This is a genomic window from Nocardia colli, assembly GCF_008704205.1.
Classification (GTDB): Bacteria; Actinomycetota; Actinomycetes; order Mycobacteriales; family Mycobacteriaceae; genus Nocardia; species Nocardia colli.
Window position 1 is genome coordinate 431836 of record NZ_VXLC01000014.1, and the last position, 17352, is coordinate 449187.

Here is a 17352-nt window from a genome sequence, read left to right on the forward strand (position 1 = left end):
CCAGGTCACCTCAACGTTGATTCGTAAGCCTGGATAAGTACTACCGACGGGAGTTGTATGCCACTGCCAACGTTGAACACCGCGGAGATCGAACGATCTCGCGTCGTACAGGCCGCAGCCGCACTTGGCTCCACCCAGACCACCACGCAACCCGGGCCCGCCGTGACCTTGCGCGCGCCCCGCGTCGCCGACGGCGCCCAGCTGTGGCGGATCGCGAAAGACTCGGCCGTGCTCGACACCAATTCGAGCTACGCCTACGTGCTGTGGTGCCGCGACTTCGCCGCCACCTCGGTGGTCGCCGAATCGCAGGGCCGGGTGGTCGGTTACGTGATCGGCTTCATCCGGCCGCAGGCACCGGACACCGTGTTCGTCTGGCAGGTGGCCGTCGATCGAGCGCAGAAGGGCAAGGGAATCGGTGCACGGCTGCTGCACACCTTGCTCGACAATGTTGCCGCCCAAGGCGTTTCCCAGCTGGAGACGACGATCTCGCCGGACAACGCCGCATCCATTGCCTTGTTCAGCTCGGTGGCTCGGCGTCGCGACGCCCGAATCACCAAGCGCCCCTTGTTCGACGCGGGTGTCTTCCCGGACAGCCACGCGCCCGAGGATCTCTATCTCATCGCACCGAACGCTCGCACAACGCAGGAGGACCACCGATGATCAACGCCGACACGAGCATTTTCGAAAGTCTGGAATCGAACGTCCGCGGCTACTGCCGCAATTGGCCGACCGTGTTCAGCAAGGCCAAGGGCGCCTGGTTACGCGACGAAGACGGCAACGACTTCCTCGACTTCTTCGCCGGCGCGGGTGCGCTGAACTACGGCCACAACAACGACGTGCTCAAGCAGCCGCTGCTGGATTACCTTGCGGGCGACGGCATCACGCACGGACTGGACATGTCGACCACGGCCAAGCGTGAGCTGCTGACCACCCTGCGCGACACCCTGTTCACGCCCCGCGGCCTGGACTACAAGGTGCAGTTCCCCGGCCCGACGGGCGCCAACGCGGTCGAGGCCGCGCTCAAGCTGGCCCGCAAGATCACCGGCCGGGAGACCATCGTCAGCTTCACCAATGCCTTCCACGGCATGACCCTCGGCGCGCTGTCGGTCACCGGCAACGCGGCCAAGCGGGCCGGCGCGGGTGTGCCGCTGGTGCACGCGGCGCACATGCCCTACGACGGCTACTTCGACGGCACCACGGCCGACTTCCAGTGGATGGAAAAGGTTTTGGACGACACGTCGTCGGGCTTCGACCGCCCGGCCGCGGTGATCGTCGAGACGGTGCAGGGCGAGGGTGGCGTGAATGTCGCTCGGGCCGAATGGCTTCGGCATCTGGCCGGGCTGTGCGAGGCGCGGGAGATCCTGCTGATCGTCGACGACGTCCAGATGGGTTGCGGCCGTACGGGTCCGTTCTTCTCCTTCGAGCTGGCCGGCATCACCCCGGACATCGTCACGCTGTCCAAGTCGATCGGCGGCTACGGCCTGCCGATGGCGCTGGTGCTGTTCAAGTCCGAGCTCGACCAGTGGTCGCCGGGTGAGCACAACGGCACCTTCCGCGGCAACAACCCGGCCTTCGTCACGGCGTCGGTCGCGTTGCGGCACTACTGGTCCGACGGCACGTTGCAGGCCTCGACGCTGGCCAAGGGTGAGCGGGTCGCGCGGACGCTCGGCGAGCTCGCCGATAACATCCCCGGCCTGTCGACCCGCGGTCGCGGCCTGGTGCAGGGCGCGGTGTTCGACGACGCTTCGCAGGCGAGCAAGGTCTGCCAGGTCGCCTTCGAGCGCGGCCTGCTGGTGGAGACCTCCGGTTCCACCGACGAGGTGGTGAAGTTGTTGCCGCCGTTGACAATTACCGATCAGGAACTCGACCACGGGCTCGGCATCCTCACCGGTGCCGTGGACACCGTGTGCAGTGGAATGGGAGCGATCGCATGATCGTACGCAGCACCGAAGAGATCACCGGCACCGAACGCGATGTGGCAGGCGAGGGCTGGCGCAGCAAGCGCATCATCCTCGGCGGCGACGGCGTGGGCTTCTCGTTCCACGAGACGACCATCGACGCGGGCACCACACACGAGTTCCATTATCGGTACCATGTGGAAGCGGTCTGGCTGATCGAGGGAACGGGCAGCCTCACCGATCTCGACAACAACGTCACCTACGTGCTCGAGCCGGGTTCGATGTATCTGCTGGACGAACACGAACGGCACCGCCTGGAGGCCCGCACCAAGATGCGGATGATGTGCGTGTTCAATCCGCCGGTCACCGGGCAGGAGGTCCACGACAGTAGCGGCGCGTACCCGTTGGTGGCCGCGACGATCGGGGGATAGAACAGGATGGTTTTGCTGCACACGGAAACTCGACCCGAAACCGGCTCGGCCGATCGCTACCCGACTCGGCTGAGCACGCCCGGCACACATCTGGATCGCAAGGATCCTACGGTGTGGGGCCGGGTCGAGACCCCGGCGCTGGTGAACTTCGACACCGACGGTTTCGCCAGCGTCGACGATCTGCTCACGCCCACCGAGGTGGCCGATTTCTCCGCCGAGATCGGCCGGCTGGCCGGCGATCCGTCGTTGCGCGACGACGAGCGAGTGATCGTGGAGAAGTCGTCGAAGCGCGTGCGTTCGGTCTTCGAGGTGCACCGCCTCAGCGCGGCCATCGCGGACCTGACCCGGGAGTCCCGGGTCGCCGGGCTGGCCAGGCAGATCCTCGGATCCGAGGTCTATATCCACCAGAGCCGGGTGAACTACATGCCCGGTTTCCGCGGCACCGGTTTCTACTGGCACTCGGATTTCGAGACCTGGCACGCCGAGGACGGCATGCCCGCGCCGCGCGCGGTCAGCCTCTCCATCGCGCTCACCGACAACTACCCGATCAACGGCAGCCTGATGGTGATGCCGGGCTCGCACCGGACGTTCGTGCCCTGCCTGGGCAGCACGCCCGCCGAGCATTACCGGGAGTCGTTGCAGGAGCAGGAGATCGGCGTGCCGACCCAGGACGACATCACCACGCTGGCGAACACCTACGGCATCAGCCAGTTCACCGGCCGGGCCGGATCGGCGCTGCTGTTCGACTCGAATCTGATGCACGGTTCGTCGAACAACATCACCCCGTTCCCGCGCTCGAACATTTTCCTGGTGTTCAACAGCGCGGAGAACACGCTGGTGGAGCCGTTCGCGGCGCCCGCCCCGCGCCCTGGTTACATCGGCAGCCGCGACTTCACGCCACTGTCTGCCTGATTCGCGCATCGAAGGCGCCCTCGGTCCGTTCGCGAGACCGAAGGGCGCCTTCGCGCTCGGCGCGCGGTGCGCGCGCATCGGCGGTACGATCCTCTCGGCCATCGGCCTGTTGCCGCCCCACACGGCCCGATTCGCCCCCAGTTCCGGCCGGCCCGCCAAAAGTTCTTCGGGCGTGTGCAATGTTCTGGACAACCCGACGCGGTTGGCGTTCGCCACAAGATCACTCATCGGCCCGATGCCGTCCGATCCCGCTCGGAGGGCGATCTAGTCACCGACGGACAGTGTGCGCGTGGTCTTCTCGGTTCGCTACCCGATTGTGGCTGGCCCGGAGGCTTTTTCGGACTATTTGTGCAGAGTGCTGTCAGGTGCCCGCATTGTGCACAAACATGGGCGTCTGACCAATTTAACGGCAAATCCCGAGCAATGCTGGTAGCCCTTGACCTAATTGTTACCGGTGGGTACAACTACGTAACCATGCCGACGCATACCGCTCGGTCGGCCCAGGAAGAATGCACGCAGTTGGTAACGGACGTCATCACTATCGATGCGGAGTTCGCGGCCGCACGAAAAGCACTGTGGGACTTTTTCCTGGACCCGCAGACCTACACCCGGATGTTCCGCGGGATCGGCGGTTGTGAACGCGCGGAAACCTCGGACACCCATCCCGTGCTGCTGATCCGGGCGCGCCACGACGGCAACGAGCTCACCGTGCCCGCACTACGGCTAGTCGTCGGCAAGGAGCTGGAAACCTTCGAGCTACAGTGCCCTGGGCTGGGCAGTTTCGCCGCGGTACGGCTACGCGGCGAGGAGGAGCAGACCCGGGTCACCATCACCTTCTTCGGTGCCGCGCGGATCCATCCGTGGATCGCCGAGCAGGACAACGCGGACGTCATCGACTGGACAATGGCCGGATTGGACCGCATCGTCGACGCCATCCTCGGCGCCCCGACGTCGGTGCTGGTCAACGGCGAGGAGTCCGGGGCGAAACAGCAGGTCGGTACGCTGATGCAAATGGTGACGACCGGTGTCGTGCGCACCTACCGGCCGGACCGCGCGCTCAAACAGATGGGCGGGCTGGCCAAGTGGGGATTCACCCTGGCCGGCGGTTACGCGGCCGCCGCGGGGCACTCGCCGAATCGGCTCGCCGTGGTGGACGACGTGTCCGCTTACACGTTCGGTCAAATGCACGATCGCACACACAAACTCGCGTCGGCGCTGACCTTGCTCGGCATCGGCGCGCGGGACAAAATCGGGCTACTCTCACGCAATCGCGTGGCAATGGTCGAATGCATGGTTGCCACCGGCAAACTCGGCGTGGACACGGTGCTGCTCAACACCGGGCTGTCGGCGCGGCAGATCGAGGACGTCGCCGATCGGCACGGGCTGTCCGCGGTCTTCCTCGACGACGAATACGACGCGTCGACCAAATACATCCCGGCCGAGGTGCCGCGGTTCGCGACCGGCCGGGAATCCCGGTTCGACCGCAACACAGTGGACGACCTGATCGCGCTCGACGCGCCGACCTTCTCCCGGCCGTCGCATCCGGGCCGGCTGATCGTGCTGACGTCCGGCACCAGCGGCACGCCCAAGAGCGCACAACGCCCGCAGCCCAAGGGATTCGGCACCGTCGCCGCACTGCTGTCGCGGATTCCGTTGCGGATGGACGAGACCATGCTCATCCCCGCGCCGCTGTTCCATACCTGGGGACTGGCGGCGTTGCAGATCAGCACGCCGATCCGGGCGAGTGTGGTGCTGCCGGAACGGTTCGACGCCGAGGACTGCCTGCGGTTGATCGAGGAGCATCGCGTCACCTCGCTGATCGTGGTGCCGGTGATGGTGAACCGGATCCTGGATCTGCCCGCGCACATCCGGGATCGCTACGACACGTCGAGCCTGCGGGTGGTCGCGAGTTGCGGTGCGCCGCTTGCCGGTCCGACGGTGTTGAAGTTCATGGACAGCTTCGGTGACGTGCTCTACAACGTCTACGGTTCGACCGAGGTGTCCTGGGCGACCATCGCCGATCCGGCCGATCTGCGCGCGGCGCCGACCACCGCGGGGCGGCCGCCGCTCGGCACGAAACTCGCTGTGCTGGACAAGGATCTGCGTCCGGTACCGCGCGGGGTCACCGGACGGATCTTCGTGCTGAACCACATGCTGTTCGACGGTTACACCGATGCCAAGCCGCCCACCGAATGGGGCGGCATGCTCGACACCGGCGATCTGGGTTACCTCGACGCGGACGGGCTGCTGTTCGTGGCCGGCCGGGACGACGAGATGATCATCTCCGGTGGTGAGAACGTCTTCCCGCGTCCGGTGGAGGAGGCGTTGTCGCATCTGCCGCAGGTCAGCGAGGTCGCGGTGGTCGGCGTGCCGGACAAGGAGTACGGGCAGCGCCTCGCCGCGTTCGTGGTGACCCGCGAAGGGTTCGGGCTCGATCGCGACATGGTCTGCAACTACATCCGGCATCGGCTCAGCCGGTTCTCGGTGCCGCGCGACGTGACGTTCCTGGAGGCGCTGCCGCGCAACGCGACCGGAAAGATCCTGAAGCGCACGCTGATTCAGCCGAGCTGAGCCGTCGGCCCAGCTCGGCTGCCGGGTCAGCTCGACCGGCGGATCGTCTCCGGGGTGAGATCGGCGATCGTCGGGTAGCCGTCCACCGCCATCAGCAGGTCCGCCTCGGCGAGCAGCGCGCGCAGTACGTGCGCGATGCCGTCGGCGCCGCCGAGGGCCAGCCCGTAGCAGTACGGGCGGCCGATGCCGACGGCGGTCGCGCCGAGCGCCAGGGCCTTGACAATGTCTGCGCCGGAACGGATTCCGGAGTCGAACAGCACCGGCAGGCCGTCCGCGGCGGCCACCACGCCGGGCAGGTGCTCGATCGCGGGGATGCCGCCATTGGCTTGCCTGCCACCGTGATTGGAGCAGTAGATGCCGTCCACGCCGGCGTCCTTGGCCCGGCGGGCGTCGTCCGGATGACAGATTCCCTTGAGTACCACGGGCAGATCGGTCAGCGAGCGCAGCCAGTCCAGGTCGTCCCAGGTGATCGGGTTGCCGAACTGCGCAATCCAGGTCAGGATCGCGGTTTTCGGGTCCTCCTCGGGGGTCTTCGCGAGCATCGCGCGAAAGACCGGGTCGCTGAAGTAGTTGGCCAGGCAGTGGCCGCGCAGCTGCGGGAAGTTCGAGGTGCTCAGGTCGCGCGGGCGCCAGCCGGGTACCCACGTATCCAGCGTCACCACAATGGCTTTGAACCCGGCGGCCTCGGCCCGGCTGACCAGGCTCTGGGCCAGGTCGCGGTCGGTCGGGGTGTAGAGCTGGAACATGCCCGGGGTGTCGCCGAACTGGGCGGCGACGTCCTCGAGCGGGTCGACCGTCAGCGTGGAGGCGACCATCGGGACGCCCGTGCGCGCCGCGGCCTTGGCGGTGGCGAGGTCGCCGTGCCCGTCCTGCGCGCACAGCCCGATCACGCCGACCGGGGCCATGAAGATCGGCGACGGCAGCTTCAGGCCGAACAGATCGATCGACAGATCGCGTTCTTTCGTGGCGCGCAGCATGCGCGGGATCAGCCCGAGCTTCTCGAACGCCGTCGCGTTGGTGCGCTGGGTCAGCTCGTCGCCGGCCCCGCCCGCGACATACGACCAGATCCCCGGCGGCAGCGCGGCCTGCGCCTTCGCCTCCAGCTCCGAGAAGGTCATCGGCAGGTTGGGCTGAACCCCGCCAAGACCCTGAAAGTAGATCTCGTACTGGTAGTCACCGAAGTTCCCGGTCACGGCGCTCCCTTCCTCGTTTGATACATGAATGTATCCGATACATTTCTGTAGCGGAGTGAGTTGGCCGGGGTTCTCAGTGACCTGTAGAGGACAATCCACCGTTCCGGGTCGATGAGCCCGACCGGTTCGTCCGGCGCGATGCCCGCGGCGGTGCAGGCTGCTCGGACGGTGCGGGCGGGGAAGTGGTGGCGTAAGGAGTTGGCGAGGGAGCCGCCCATGCCGGAGAAGCCGAGTTCGACGAGTTGGCGGTAGTCGGTCAGGGCCGAGGCGGGTAGGAGGGGGTTCGGGCGGCGGTGGAGGCGGAGGATGGCGGTGTCGACGCGGGGGATGGGGTGGAAGTTGCCGCGGTCGATGCGGGGGCCCAATTCCATTGCGGTGGTTGGCCAATGGGTGATGGTGAGTTTGGTCCAGCGGCCGTAGTCGCCGGAATGCTTGCGGGCGAACTCTAATTGGGTGAGCAGGGTGGCTGAGGTGAGGTGGCGGGCGGCCAGGCACCAGCGGACCAAGTCGGTCGTAACCGCGAAGGGGACGTTGGCTACCACTGCGAACGGCTCGTCCGGTTCGCGGACGGACCGGAAGTCTTTGTTGTACAGACTTATTCGATCATTGGCGGCATACCGCCTGCGCAGGCGTTCGGCGTAGTGGGCGTCTTTCTCGTAGGCGCGTACGCGTCCGGCCGCGGCGAGTAGTTGTCTCGTCAGCATGCCGTCGCCTGGGCCGATCTCCAGTACGAGGTCATCGGCGGTGATGCCGGCGGAGCGCACGATCAGCCGGGCGGCGGCGGCGTCGGTGAGGAAGTTCTGGGACAGGCGCTTTCGGGTGCTTACGCGGGTATCGCGGGCACGCGGCAGCGAACGATGGCGGGACATGGGGGTCCTCCGAACGGAGTGGTCGAATCAGGGAAAGTGATTCGCCCGGACCCATGCCAGGGCACGGAAAACCCGGCGGTCATCGACCGCCGGTGCAGGTCCCGATCAGATCAGTCGGGACATCGGAGTGCAACGGTGCGCCGGCAGAGCCCAGGCCTCCGTGCGCAGCCGCAGGTAGTACGCGCCGGCCGCGCACACTCCGTTCATCTCCAAACTGCCCATGCCCGCAAGATAGCGTGCCGGTCCCGTCGGCCGCGACCGATTTATTTGCGTCCGTGAACCAGCGAATTGCGTTGGTACTAGACCGGTTCGAGCAGGCTCCGGCGCAGGGCCGCGATCAGGTCGTCGTCGACGCCGAGCAGGTTCGTCGCGTATCCGTGCATCGAGCCGTGATCGACGGCCAAGCCGTCGAGGAACAGCCGCATCACCTCGGCGGGTGCGCGTCCGTAGCCGGGCCAGGTCAGTTCCTTGTCCGGGTAGGCGGCCCGCCAGTCCGCGACGAGCCGTTCGGTGGCCAGCTCGGTGAGGGTGAAGTCCTCGACGATCTGCTGGTCGGAGACGCCGAGCAAGGTCAGGACGAGGGCGGCGATCAGGCCGGTGCGGTCCTTGCCGGACGCGCAGTGGAAGACGGTCGGTCCGTCCGCGGCGGCGATCACCTGGAGGGCTTCGCGGATTTCCTCGACGCCGTCGTAGGCGACCTCGAGGAACCGTTCGGCGAGGTAGGGGCCGGTCTCGATGTCCGGACCGAGCGCCGCCTGATCGTAGGGCCGATGTTCGATGCTGAGATTGTGATAGTCGAGCGAATCGTAATGCGGCACTCGGCCTTTCGAGTCGATCTCCCAGGGATAGCGCAGATCGATGACGGTCGTGACGCCCAGGTCCAGGAAGTGCCGCAGATCTTCGTCACGCAGCTTGCTCAGCGAATCGGAGCGGAACAGACGTCCCCAGCGCACAACCTGTCCGTCCGCGGCCGGGTACCCACCCAGGTCGCGGAAGTTGTGCAGCCGTTCGAATCCGATATGTCTGTTCACGACTCGACCCTATGTCGGCCGCCCCCAACGCGGCTCACCGATACTTGGTAGGCGGGCCCGCCCGGCCATAGGGCACACTTTGATCATGAACCTGCGTTCGGTAGGCGACCTGGTCACGGTGACAACCGCGGGCGAGAAAGTGGACTATCTGCTGTTCTGGGGACACCAACCGGAGCGAAGCGGACGGATCGGGGCCAGCTGCCTGAGCCAGTGGTGGCCCGCGCCGTTCGTCATCGACGGGGTCGAGTTCGCCTCGGCCGAGCACTACATGATGTGGGGCAAGGCGCGGCTTTTCGGCGATACGGACAATGCCGAGCGGGTGCTGGCGGCGCGCACACCGAAGGCGGCCAAGGCCCTCGGGCGGGAGGTCCGCGGCTTCGACGGCAAGCTGTGGAGTGCGCACCGGTACGACGTGGTGGTGCGGGGGAATGTCGCGAAGTTCGGCCAGCACGCGGAGTTGACCGAATACCTGCTCGGCACCGGCGACCGGGTGCTGGTGGAAGCCAGTCCGGTGGACCGGATCTGGGGGATCGGGCTGGCGGCCGACGATCCGCTGGCCGAGGATCCGGCGCAGTGGCCGGGACTGAACCTGCTGGGATTCGCGTTGATGCAGGCGCGCGCCGAACTGCGCGGCGGTCAGCCGGAGCTGACCGACTGATCGGATTTCGTGACGCGTTCCTCGTCGGCGCACGCGCGCCAGACCCGGGCCTCGGCGTAATTGCCTTGGCGGTCCAGCAGTTCGGCGAGGCCGGCCATGGCGCGGGGTTCGCGGCGATCGGCCGCGGTGCGCCACCAGCGTTCGGCGTCGTCCAGGTCGCCGCGGCGGAAGCGGACGACGCCGAGGTCGTAGGCGGCGCCCGCATGGCCGGCGTCGGCGGCCTGAGCCCACAGGCCGCAGGCTTGGTCTTCCTCGCCGCGGCCGTACATGGCTACGCCCAGGTCGTAGAGGGCGGTGCGGTAGCTGGTGTCCGAGGGCGGTTCTTCCTCGGTCGCCGGCTTGGTCTGCATGGGGCGGGTGGGGGCGGACTGGACGCCGGGACCGTATTGGGCGTCGGAGCCGAGGTGCGGGGTCGGTGGATGTGTGCCGACGTGCGGGCTTTCCTGCGGCTGGCGAGCTCCCGCGTGCGGGCTCGGGGGTGGTTGATGAACGCCCGAATGGGGGTGCTGTGGCGCAGTTGCCTGCTGGGTCGAGGGAAGCTGTTGACCGCCCGGAAGAGAGTTCCGCTGTTGGGCAGCGGAGTGCTGGTTCACGGGCGGCTGCTGGATGCCGTTGCGTGAGCTCGACTGATGGGCAGCTGATGCGTTCGGCTGTTGAGCGCCCGGATGGGAGTTCGGCTGTTGGACACCGGTGTGCGGGTTCAGGGGAGCCTGCTGGACGCCGTCGCGTGAGTTCGGCTGATGGGCAGCGGAGTGTTGGTTCAGGGGTGGCTGCTGGATGCCGTTGGGTGAGTTCGGCTGTTGGGCAGCGGCCGGTGCGTTCGGCTGTTGGGCGGCAGGTGAGTTGGGCGGTGGCTGCTGGGCAGCTGTCTGTGGGTTCAGGGGTGGCTGCTGGGCGGCGGCCTGTGGGTTCAGCGGTCGTTGCTGGGCACCGGCATGCGCGTTCGGTGGTGGCGCTTGAGCACCCGCGTGTGCGTTCGGTAGTGGTGCCTGAGGATTGGCCGGTGGCTGTTGGGCAGTGGCCTGCGGGTTCGGTGGTGCATAGTGGACGCCCGAGTGGGGGCTGGACGGTGGCGGTTGACCACCGCTCTGCGAAGCGGGCAGCGATTGAACACCGGTCGGCGGCGGCTGCGGAGCCCCGAACGGCGCGACATCCGGACTCGCCTGCGCACTCCCGCCCGGATTGTTCTGCGCCGACTGCATGGTCGGGTGGTGCGCGTTGTTCTGCGTCGCCGAGGGATACGCGCCCGTCGAATTTGTCGGCAGATTCGGCATCGACCGCAGCGGATGAGTGTGCTGAGCATCCAGCGCGGGATGCGGCTGCGCTGGCACTGCGGCCGGGGAGGTGGTCACGTCGACCACGAGATTGGCGAAATTGGCGGGTCCCTCGCCGATGCTGCACCACAGGATCGTTCGCCCGTCCGGTGCGCTCTCGATGACGATGCCGTAATTACCGACCCAGGACTTCTGTTCGCCGAATCCGTCCACCCAGACGGGGGTCAGCGTCACCAGTGTGACCGGGGCGGTGCCGATGATGTCGAAACTGATCCCGCCGACCAGGGCGTCGGACCACACGTCGACCCCGGCCAGGCGACGACCGTTCAGGCCGACATAGCCGTCGACCACCGACAATCCCATTCCGAGCCCGCGCAGCCCGGCCGGGGGAGCGGCGGAGAGCAGCGTCACCGTGACCGTCGTCGGCTCCGGCCCGACCTGCTCGGTATACATCGGATAGACCTTGCTGCCCCGCAAGACGATGGGTTCCGCGCTCTGATATCGGGCGGCGAGCGGCCGGTCGTCGGGCGAATTCCGAGCGGCCCATGACGAATACGGCTCGTTCATCCGATGCCCGCCTTTCCGCCGAATGCGTCTTGCCGTTGCGGCCCGGTATACCGTACCCGCCGCGGCCGGGAATGGCCCAGCGATCCTGCGGGCTATCGACCGGACCGGGCGACAATGCGTTCGAGCGCGGCCAGGTCCTGCTCCAGCATGCGGAACAGCCAGTACACGCCGACAAACGCCAGCGCGCTGCCCACGCACAGCACCCGCAGCGCCACGATAACCGCCGGAATATCCGCGGGCGGAATGAACGTCGCACCTGCGACACCGAGCAGCGGGACCGCGGCGGCAATGGCCAGAAAGTAGGTGCTGCGCCGGTCGAGCTGTTGCAGGCGGTGCGCGTCCTGGGCGCCGAGCCCGCCGTGGCGGAGGAACATCGGATACAGCGAGCGCACGGCGTAGAAGTTCACCAGGAAATACGGATACGCCATGGCGATCGCACCGCACACGATCTGCGTGATGAAGAAGTGCACGTACGACTGCGCCGGGATGTGATTGCCGGAGACCTGAACCGAAACCGGGACGACCACCCCCGCGATGACCCAGAGCGCGAAGCAGGTCAGCACATTTCGCTTGCCGAGCAGCAATGTGTCGCCGCGCGCGCGGGCCAGGGTGGCGGCGTCGTAGGACTTTCCCTTGCGCAGGCCGCGCGAAATCGACCACAGATTCGCCAGCAGGATGTTGGTGACGATGAAGCCGATCAGGAAGCACAGCCCGTAGGTGGTCACCGCGATCTGATCGAACCGGTGCTGCGCGGGGGCATCCAGCTTGCTGATGATCAGCGTCCGGTTGTGCAGGTAGCTGTACCAGATGGCCAGCGCGTTCGGCACCGCGATGGCCAGCGCCATGATCGGGTGCATGAGCTGCCGCGCGCGCAGCCGCCGGCTCGACGGCGGCGGGTCGACCAGGTCGCGGGCCCTGGCGTCGAGGCAGACCTCCAGCTGCTGGGCCATGTCTGCCCCACGCGGCCAACGGTTGTCGGGTTCGGGGTCGAGCGCGCGGACCAGCGCGCGTTCCAGCGCCGCCGGGCAGTCGGGCGGAAGATCCTGGTACGGCAGCGCTTTCGGGCTGCCCGAGCGGCGTTCCAGCATGCCGTCGAGCGCGGTGCGGTCGCCGCCGGTCACCGAGTCGTCGTCGAACGGCTTTCGGCCAGTGAGCAATTCCCACAGCACCACGGCCAGCGCGTAGAGGTCGCTGCGGGTGTCGAGGTCCGCGGCCGTGCTCGCGTGATCCGGATGCACGGCGGCCAGCTGCTCGGGTGACATGTAGGCCAGCGAGCCGCCGAAGTAGGCGACCGGGCTGTCGCCCGAAACATTGCCGCTGAAGCTGATATTGAAGTCGGCGAGCTTGGGAATGCCGTCCGCGGTGAGCAATACGTTCGCCGGTTTGAGGTCGCGGTGCAGGACGCCGGCGTTGCCCGCGTAGTCGAGGGCCTCGGCCAGTCGCCGGCCGAGCCAGGCGATGGTTTCCGGCCAGGACAGCCGGGCCAGTTCGGCGCGCAGCGGTGATTCGCTCGGGCGGATCTCGCCTTTGTCCGCCAGTACCGTGTCGATGACGTCGAGTAATAGGTTCCCGTCGCGCCGGTCCGGTGGTGTCCCGCGGACTCGTTCGAGCACGGTGAACAACGTCCCGCCCGGCACGTATTGCATGTAGAGCAGCCGCAGTTTCCGGCTTTCCAATACTCGCTGGTCGAAGACTCTGACGATGTAATCGTGGTCCAATTGCGCCAGCGTTTGCGGCTCGGTGCCCTTGTCCCGGGAGATCTTCACCGCGACCAGTCGCTGCATCGACCGTTGCCGCGCGAGGAACACTCGCGCGAACGCGCCCCGGCCGAGCCCGGTCATCAGATCGAAGTCGTCGATCTTCTGCCCGACCTCGATATCGTCCAGATTCACCGGCTCGGCCGCCGACATCATCGTGCTGTGGTAATCGTCGGTGCCCAGCATTTCCGAAAGCTGTTCGGCTTGCTCGGGATACGCCGCGGTGTACTCCGCCACCTCGACCGAACTCCCCGCGCGCCGGCGAACGTGGAATTCCTCGTAGATGAGATCCGGCGGCAACGGCCAGGTCCGCAGTTCCGGCAGATCGGCCACATACTCCGCGAGCCGTTTCGGCGCCGCGCCCCGGCCCCACCGATTCGCCAGATCGACCTTGATCAATTCGATCAACGACACCCGTCGAATACCGGGCGAATCCGGCAGATAAGCCAGCAGGTCCGGCGGCTCATCCGCGGACTGCCACGCCTCCGCGAACCGCTCCACCACCTCGGCGACGCCATTCCCGCGCGAACTCACGAGCGAACGGTCCGGTAGAGCCGTCGCCCCCGAAACCGGCGGGGCGGGATGCGCCATTACCCGTCGGCCTGGGCTTTCGGAAATGCCCAACGGGCGTAGGTGTTTTCGGGACGGACGGTGATCACGTCGCAGGATTTGACCAGGGGGTCGGCGGAGCCGTCGAGGTGATCGAGGGTGGGGGTGATCACGGCTTCGGCGTCATTGATCTTGACGGCGGTTTCGAGTTGGTCGAGGCGGTATTCGGTGTCCGCGTCGAAGTAGATCGTTGTGACCAGGTCGTAGCCGAGTCGCTTTGCGAGGCTTCGCATCTGGGTTTCATCCCAGGCTTGCTGCGGACCCGAGATATCACGTCGCACATAACCGAGTGCGGTCGGATTCGCGCTCATCACCACCCCTTCTCGCCCATCGGAATCTGACCCGGTACCGCATGACACCACCTTGTAGCCCGCCCCCGAGCGTTCTAAACCTAACCCGCTCAGGGCACGGAAGGTGCCGAATTCGGGGACTGGGGGACATTTGTTCAGGCATAGCGATAAGCGCGCTGGTTACTCGCGCGATCAATTGTCGTGATGTGTTGTGCGGCAGTCGGGTTCGCGTTCGTGAAGATTCGTCCGATGACCGGTCGGGGTCGGCCGGTGTCGAAGCGTGCGACCTGCTCGTCGCCGACGGTGAGCGCCACTTGGTACGCAGGTCGCCCCTGCAGGGCCGCCGCCGACGGTTAGAGGAGTTATCTGTAACCGACGGTTACAGATAACTTCGGGGGGATTCTGGGGTGGATTTCAGTCGCGGAGTGATCGCGCGGACCTGAGATGCCGGTAAGCCTACCTGCTGCCTCCCATGTGCGCTACCGGACCCCAGCTTTTTCATAACCGCATGAACCCGACCAAGCGCTTGCTACGCTCCCCGCATGATCTCCACGGCGGTGTGGGGCACCGGCAATGTCGGCCGGGCGGCCATTCGGGCCGTCGCGGCACATCCGGCGCTGACCCTCACGAATGTGCTCGTGCACAACCCGGACAAGGTCGGGCGCGACGCCGGGGAGTTGAGCGGCCTCGACTACCGGGTCGGCATCGCGGCGACCGACGACATCGACGCGGTCCTGGCGGCGAAGCCACGCGCGGTCGTGTACGCGGCCTCCGGCGATATCCGCCCCGACGACGCGCTCGCCGACATAACCAGGGCGATCCGGGCCGGCGCGATCGTCGTCACGCCGGCGCTCTACGCGCTCTACGACCCGCGCAACGCCCCGCCCGAGATCCGCGACCCCGTGCTGGCCGCGATCGCCGAGGGCGGCGGTTCGCTGTTCGTCTCCGGCGTCGACCCGGGCTGGGGCAACGACGTGCTGCCCCTGCTGATCAGCGGCCTCGGCGGCACCGTCGACGTGATCCGCTGCCAGGAGATCTTCGACTACTCCACCTACGATCAGCCGGATTCGGTCCGCTGGCTGGTCGGCATGGGCCAGCCGATGGACTACCAACCGCCCATGCTCGCGCCGACGGTGCCGACCATGGTGTGGGGCGGGCAGATTCGCCTGATGGCCCGGGCGCTCGGCGTCGAACTCGACGAGATCCGCGAGACGCTCGAGCGGCAGCCGCTCGAAACCACGATCACCACCGAGTCGATGGGCGAGTTCGTGGCCGGCGGCCAGGGCGCGGTCCGGTTCGAGGTGCAGGGCATCGTCGAGGGCGAGCCGCGCATCGTCGTCGAACACGTCACCCGCATCCATCCGTCCTGCGCGCCGGACTGGCCCGCGCCCGCCGACGGCGACGGCGCGCACCGGGTGATCATCGAGGGTCGCCCGCGCATCGAGGTCACCATCGAGGCCTCCGACGAGAACGGCAACCGGGCCGCGGGCGGAAATGCCACGGCCGTAGGTCGTTTGGTGAGCGCGATCGATTGGCTCGCCGACGCCGAACCCGGACTCTATGACGCGCTCGATATTCCGCTGCGTCCGGCAGTCGGCAAACTCGGAAGGAAACACCCATGATCATCGATATTCCCGAGGGCAAGGACCCGATCGGTTACGTCTGGGGCGAAATGGTGCCCGGCATCGGCGTGGCCGCCGCGCAGTTCTCGATGTCGGTGTATTCGCACAGCACCCTCGGACTGCGCGAATTCGAGGCCGCCCGTTTGCGTATCGCGCAAATCAACGGCTGCATCTTCTGTCAGGATTGGCGCACCGAACGCGACGGTAAAAAGGTGGAGGCGGAGTTCGCCGACGCCGTCACCGACTGGCGACTCACCGAGGCGTTCGACGAACGCACCCGGCTCGCCGCCGAATACGCCGAACGCTATGCCCTCGACCATCACGGCATCGACGACGAGTTCCTGACCCGCATGCTCACCGAGTACACCCAGGTCGAACTCGTGGAACTGAGCATGAGCATCGGTTCCTGGCTGGCCTTCGGCCGCCTCAATCGAGTTCTCGGCCTCGATACCGTCTGTGTGCTGCCCGGACATTCGGCCGCATAACTAACGATTATTCGGTGCGTTCCGGCCACAACGTGTCGTTCGTGGCGTCGTAGAGCTGATACGCCGAACCGGAAATCAATCCCTCGATCAGCCCGCGCACCGCGGTGGCCGCGCTGTCTACCGCCGACCCGCGATGCCGGCGGCGATCGGCGCGGTCGGCCGCGGTCACCCGGACCGAATTCCCCGCGGCCTCGACATTGAGCAGCGCGTGCCGATAAGCCGCGGGAACCCGGCTGTTCCACAGTTGCAGCCCGGACACCACGAATCGGCGTAACTGCTCGTCGACCGGTTGTCCGTACTGGGTCCGGAGGTAGGCCGGTACCTCGGCCGGCGAGTCGACGGCCCCCATCGGCAGCACCACGAACTCGTAATTCATCTGTCCAACGGTAGCGCGATTCCGCGAAATAGAGGCTGGGACAACCACTTTCCGGTGGCTAACGGTTCGGCACCCAGGCGGGCTGGCCGTCCACCAGTCCGGTGCTGAAGAATTCCGGCGCGTCCACGACGGCCTGGAGATGATCGTGCGCCTCCTCCAGCGAAAGGCTGGCCGGGTAGCGGATGTATTCCAGCGGCGCGACGATGCGGGCCTCGAATCGATGCCGGAATTCGGCGTCGTCGACGTAGGTCAGCGCGATGCGTCCGCGCCAGGCGATGTCGTGGCTGCCGTCCGGGCGGCGGGTGAAAACCACCTCCTGGTCGGCCACCGAATCGTGGCCGAGCAGGTAGATGTTGAAGGCGAGATATTCGAGCTGATCGATCTCGATGAGCGGCAGCGGATCGGCCGTTAGTCGTTGTGGTGTCAACTCTTTCAGATGAAATGGATTTCCGGGCGTGGCGGCCAGAAAACCGGTGCCGTCGTCCTCGCCCCAGTAGGTGGACGACAGCGTGCAACTCCCGTAGTTCCGCCAGACCTCCGGCGACGACCAATCATCGGCCGCCACCGCACTTTCCACGTCCCCCTCGGCAACATACCGGGCCGACCGCAGGTGCAAGTCGAACCATAAATTGCCGTTCTCGTCGATCCGCCCGGTCCACGCGAACTCTTCGATCGCGTGTCCGGCCGGCCACGGGTTTCCCGGAAACACAATCCGGCCGCGGGCCGGATTGTCCTCCAGGTCGATCCTTTCCATGATGACGAACCTAGCGACCGACACCGACAAAACACGAACCAGTTGCCGGTTTCCG

General features: G+C 66.7%; 16 protein-coding genes. 8 read left to right on the forward strand and 8 right to left on the reverse strand.

The genetic code is table 11. From position 1 onward, the window contains the following. Positions 1-57: 57 nt before the first annotated feature. From ectA to F3087_RS26410, 5 genes are all read left to right on the forward strand, one after another. Positions 58-660 (forward strand): diaminobutyrate acetyltransferase, encoded by a 603-nt coding sequence (gene ectA, locus F3087_RS26390; RefSeq protein WP_150404703.1) that lies wholly within the window; start codon positions 58-60, stop codon positions 658-660. Further along, complete coding sequence (ectB, locus tag F3087_RS26395; protein WP_150404704.1) at positions 657-1934, forward strand: diaminobutyrate--2-oxoglutarate transaminase; 1278 nt, start codon at positions 657-659, stop codon at positions 1932-1934. The genes ectA and ectB overlap by 4 nt, the downstream gene beginning before the upstream one ends. Continuing rightward, positions 1931-2329 (forward strand): ectoine synthase, encoded by a 399-nt coding sequence (locus tag F3087_RS26400; RefSeq protein WP_150404705.1) that lies wholly within the window; start codon positions 1931-1933, stop codon positions 2327-2329. The genes ectB and F3087_RS26400 overlap by 4 nt, the downstream gene beginning before the upstream one ends. A gap of 6 nt (positions 2330-2335) precedes the next feature. Further along, complete coding sequence (gene thpD / locus F3087_RS26405) at positions 2336-3241, forward strand: ectoine hydroxylase (protein ID WP_150404706.1); 906 nt, start codon at positions 2336-2338, stop codon at positions 3239-3241. 519 nt (positions 3242-3760) lie between these two features. Continuing rightward, positions 3761-5812, forward strand: a complete 2052-nt coding sequence (locus tag F3087_RS26410; protein WP_223885348.1) for an AMP-binding protein — start codon at positions 3761-3763, stop codon at positions 5810-5812. Positions 5813-5838: 26 nt separating this feature from the next. On the opposite strand, the gene F3087_RS26415 is transcribed toward F3087_RS26410, so the two are convergent. The 3 genes from F3087_RS26415 to F3087_RS26425 form a co-directional block, all read right to left on the reverse strand. Further along, positions 5839-7005 carry a lactate 2-monooxygenase gene (locus tag F3087_RS26415; protein ID WP_150404707.1) on the reverse strand — a complete coding sequence of 389 codons (1167 nt, stop codon included), beginning with the start codon at positions 7003-7005 and terminating at the stop codon, positions 5839-5841. After that, a complete protein-coding gene (erm, locus tag F3087_RS26420; protein WP_150404708.1) occupies positions 7002-7874 on the reverse strand; it encodes a 23S ribosomal RNA methyltransferase Erm in 873 nt (290 codons plus the stop codon). The genes F3087_RS26415 and erm overlap by 4 nt, the downstream gene beginning before the upstream one ends. Positions 7875-8173: 299 nt before the next feature. Continuing rightward, positions 8174-8905 carry a tyrosine-protein phosphatase gene (locus F3087_RS26425; protein ID WP_150404709.1) on the reverse strand — a complete coding sequence of 244 codons (732 nt, stop codon included), beginning with the start codon at positions 8903-8905 and terminating at the stop codon, positions 8174-8176. Between the two features lie 85 nt (positions 8906-8990). Between F3087_RS26425 and F3087_RS26430 the strand changes: the two genes are divergently transcribed. Next, positions 8991-9563, forward strand: a complete 573-nt coding sequence (locus F3087_RS26430) for an NADAR family protein (RefSeq protein WP_150404710.1) — start codon at positions 8991-8993, stop codon at positions 9561-9563. Here F3087_RS26430 and F3087_RS26435 read toward each other — a convergent pair. The 3 genes from F3087_RS26435 to F3087_RS26445 form a co-directional block, all read right to left on the reverse strand. Beyond that, positions 9542-11404 (reverse strand): tetratricopeptide repeat protein, encoded by a 1863-nt coding sequence (locus tag F3087_RS26435; RefSeq protein ID WP_150404711.1) that lies wholly within the window; start codon positions 11402-11404, stop codon positions 9542-9544. The genes F3087_RS26430 and F3087_RS26435 overlap by 22 nt on opposite strands. 92 nt (positions 11405-11496) lie before the next feature. Continuing rightward, the gene (locus F3087_RS26440) at positions 11497-13752 is read right to left on the reverse strand and encodes a serine/threonine-protein kinase (protein ID WP_150404712.1); all 2256 of its coding nucleotides are present in this window, start codon (positions 13750-13752) and stop codon (positions 11497-11499) included. After that, the gene (locus tag F3087_RS26445) at positions 13752-14003 is read right to left on the reverse strand and encodes a hypothetical protein (protein WP_223885349.1); all 252 of its coding nucleotides are present in this window, start codon (positions 14001-14003) and stop codon (positions 13752-13754) included. The genes F3087_RS26440 and F3087_RS26445 overlap by 1 nt, the downstream gene beginning before the upstream one ends. A gap of 599 nt (positions 14004-14602) precedes the next feature. On the opposite strand from F3087_RS26445, the gene F3087_RS26450 reads away from it, so the two are divergent. Next, complete coding sequence (locus tag F3087_RS26450) at positions 14603-15682, forward strand: NAD(P)H-dependent amine dehydrogenase family protein (RefSeq protein WP_150404714.1); 1080 nt, start codon at positions 14603-14605, stop codon at positions 15680-15682. Beyond that, positions 15679-16167 (forward strand): carboxymuconolactone decarboxylase family protein, encoded by a 489-nt coding sequence (locus F3087_RS26455; RefSeq protein WP_150404715.1) that lies wholly within the window; start codon positions 15679-15681, stop codon positions 16165-16167. Before F3087_RS26450 ends, F3087_RS26455 begins: the two co-directional genes overlap by 4 nt. Before the next feature lie 7 nt (positions 16168-16174). On the opposite strand, the gene F3087_RS26460 is transcribed toward F3087_RS26455, so the two are convergent. Both F3087_RS26460 and F3087_RS26465 read right to left on the reverse strand, forming a co-directional pair. Next, the gene (locus F3087_RS26460; protein WP_150404716.1) at positions 16175-16543 is read right to left on the reverse strand and encodes a hypothetical protein; all 369 of its coding nucleotides are present in this window, start codon (positions 16541-16543) and stop codon (positions 16175-16177) included. Positions 16544-16601: 58 nt separating this feature from the next. Then, positions 16602-17297, reverse strand: a complete 696-nt coding sequence (locus tag F3087_RS26465) for a hypothetical protein (protein ID WP_150404717.1) — start codon at positions 17295-17297, stop codon at positions 16602-16604. Between the last annotated feature and the right edge of the window lie 55 nt (positions 17298-17352).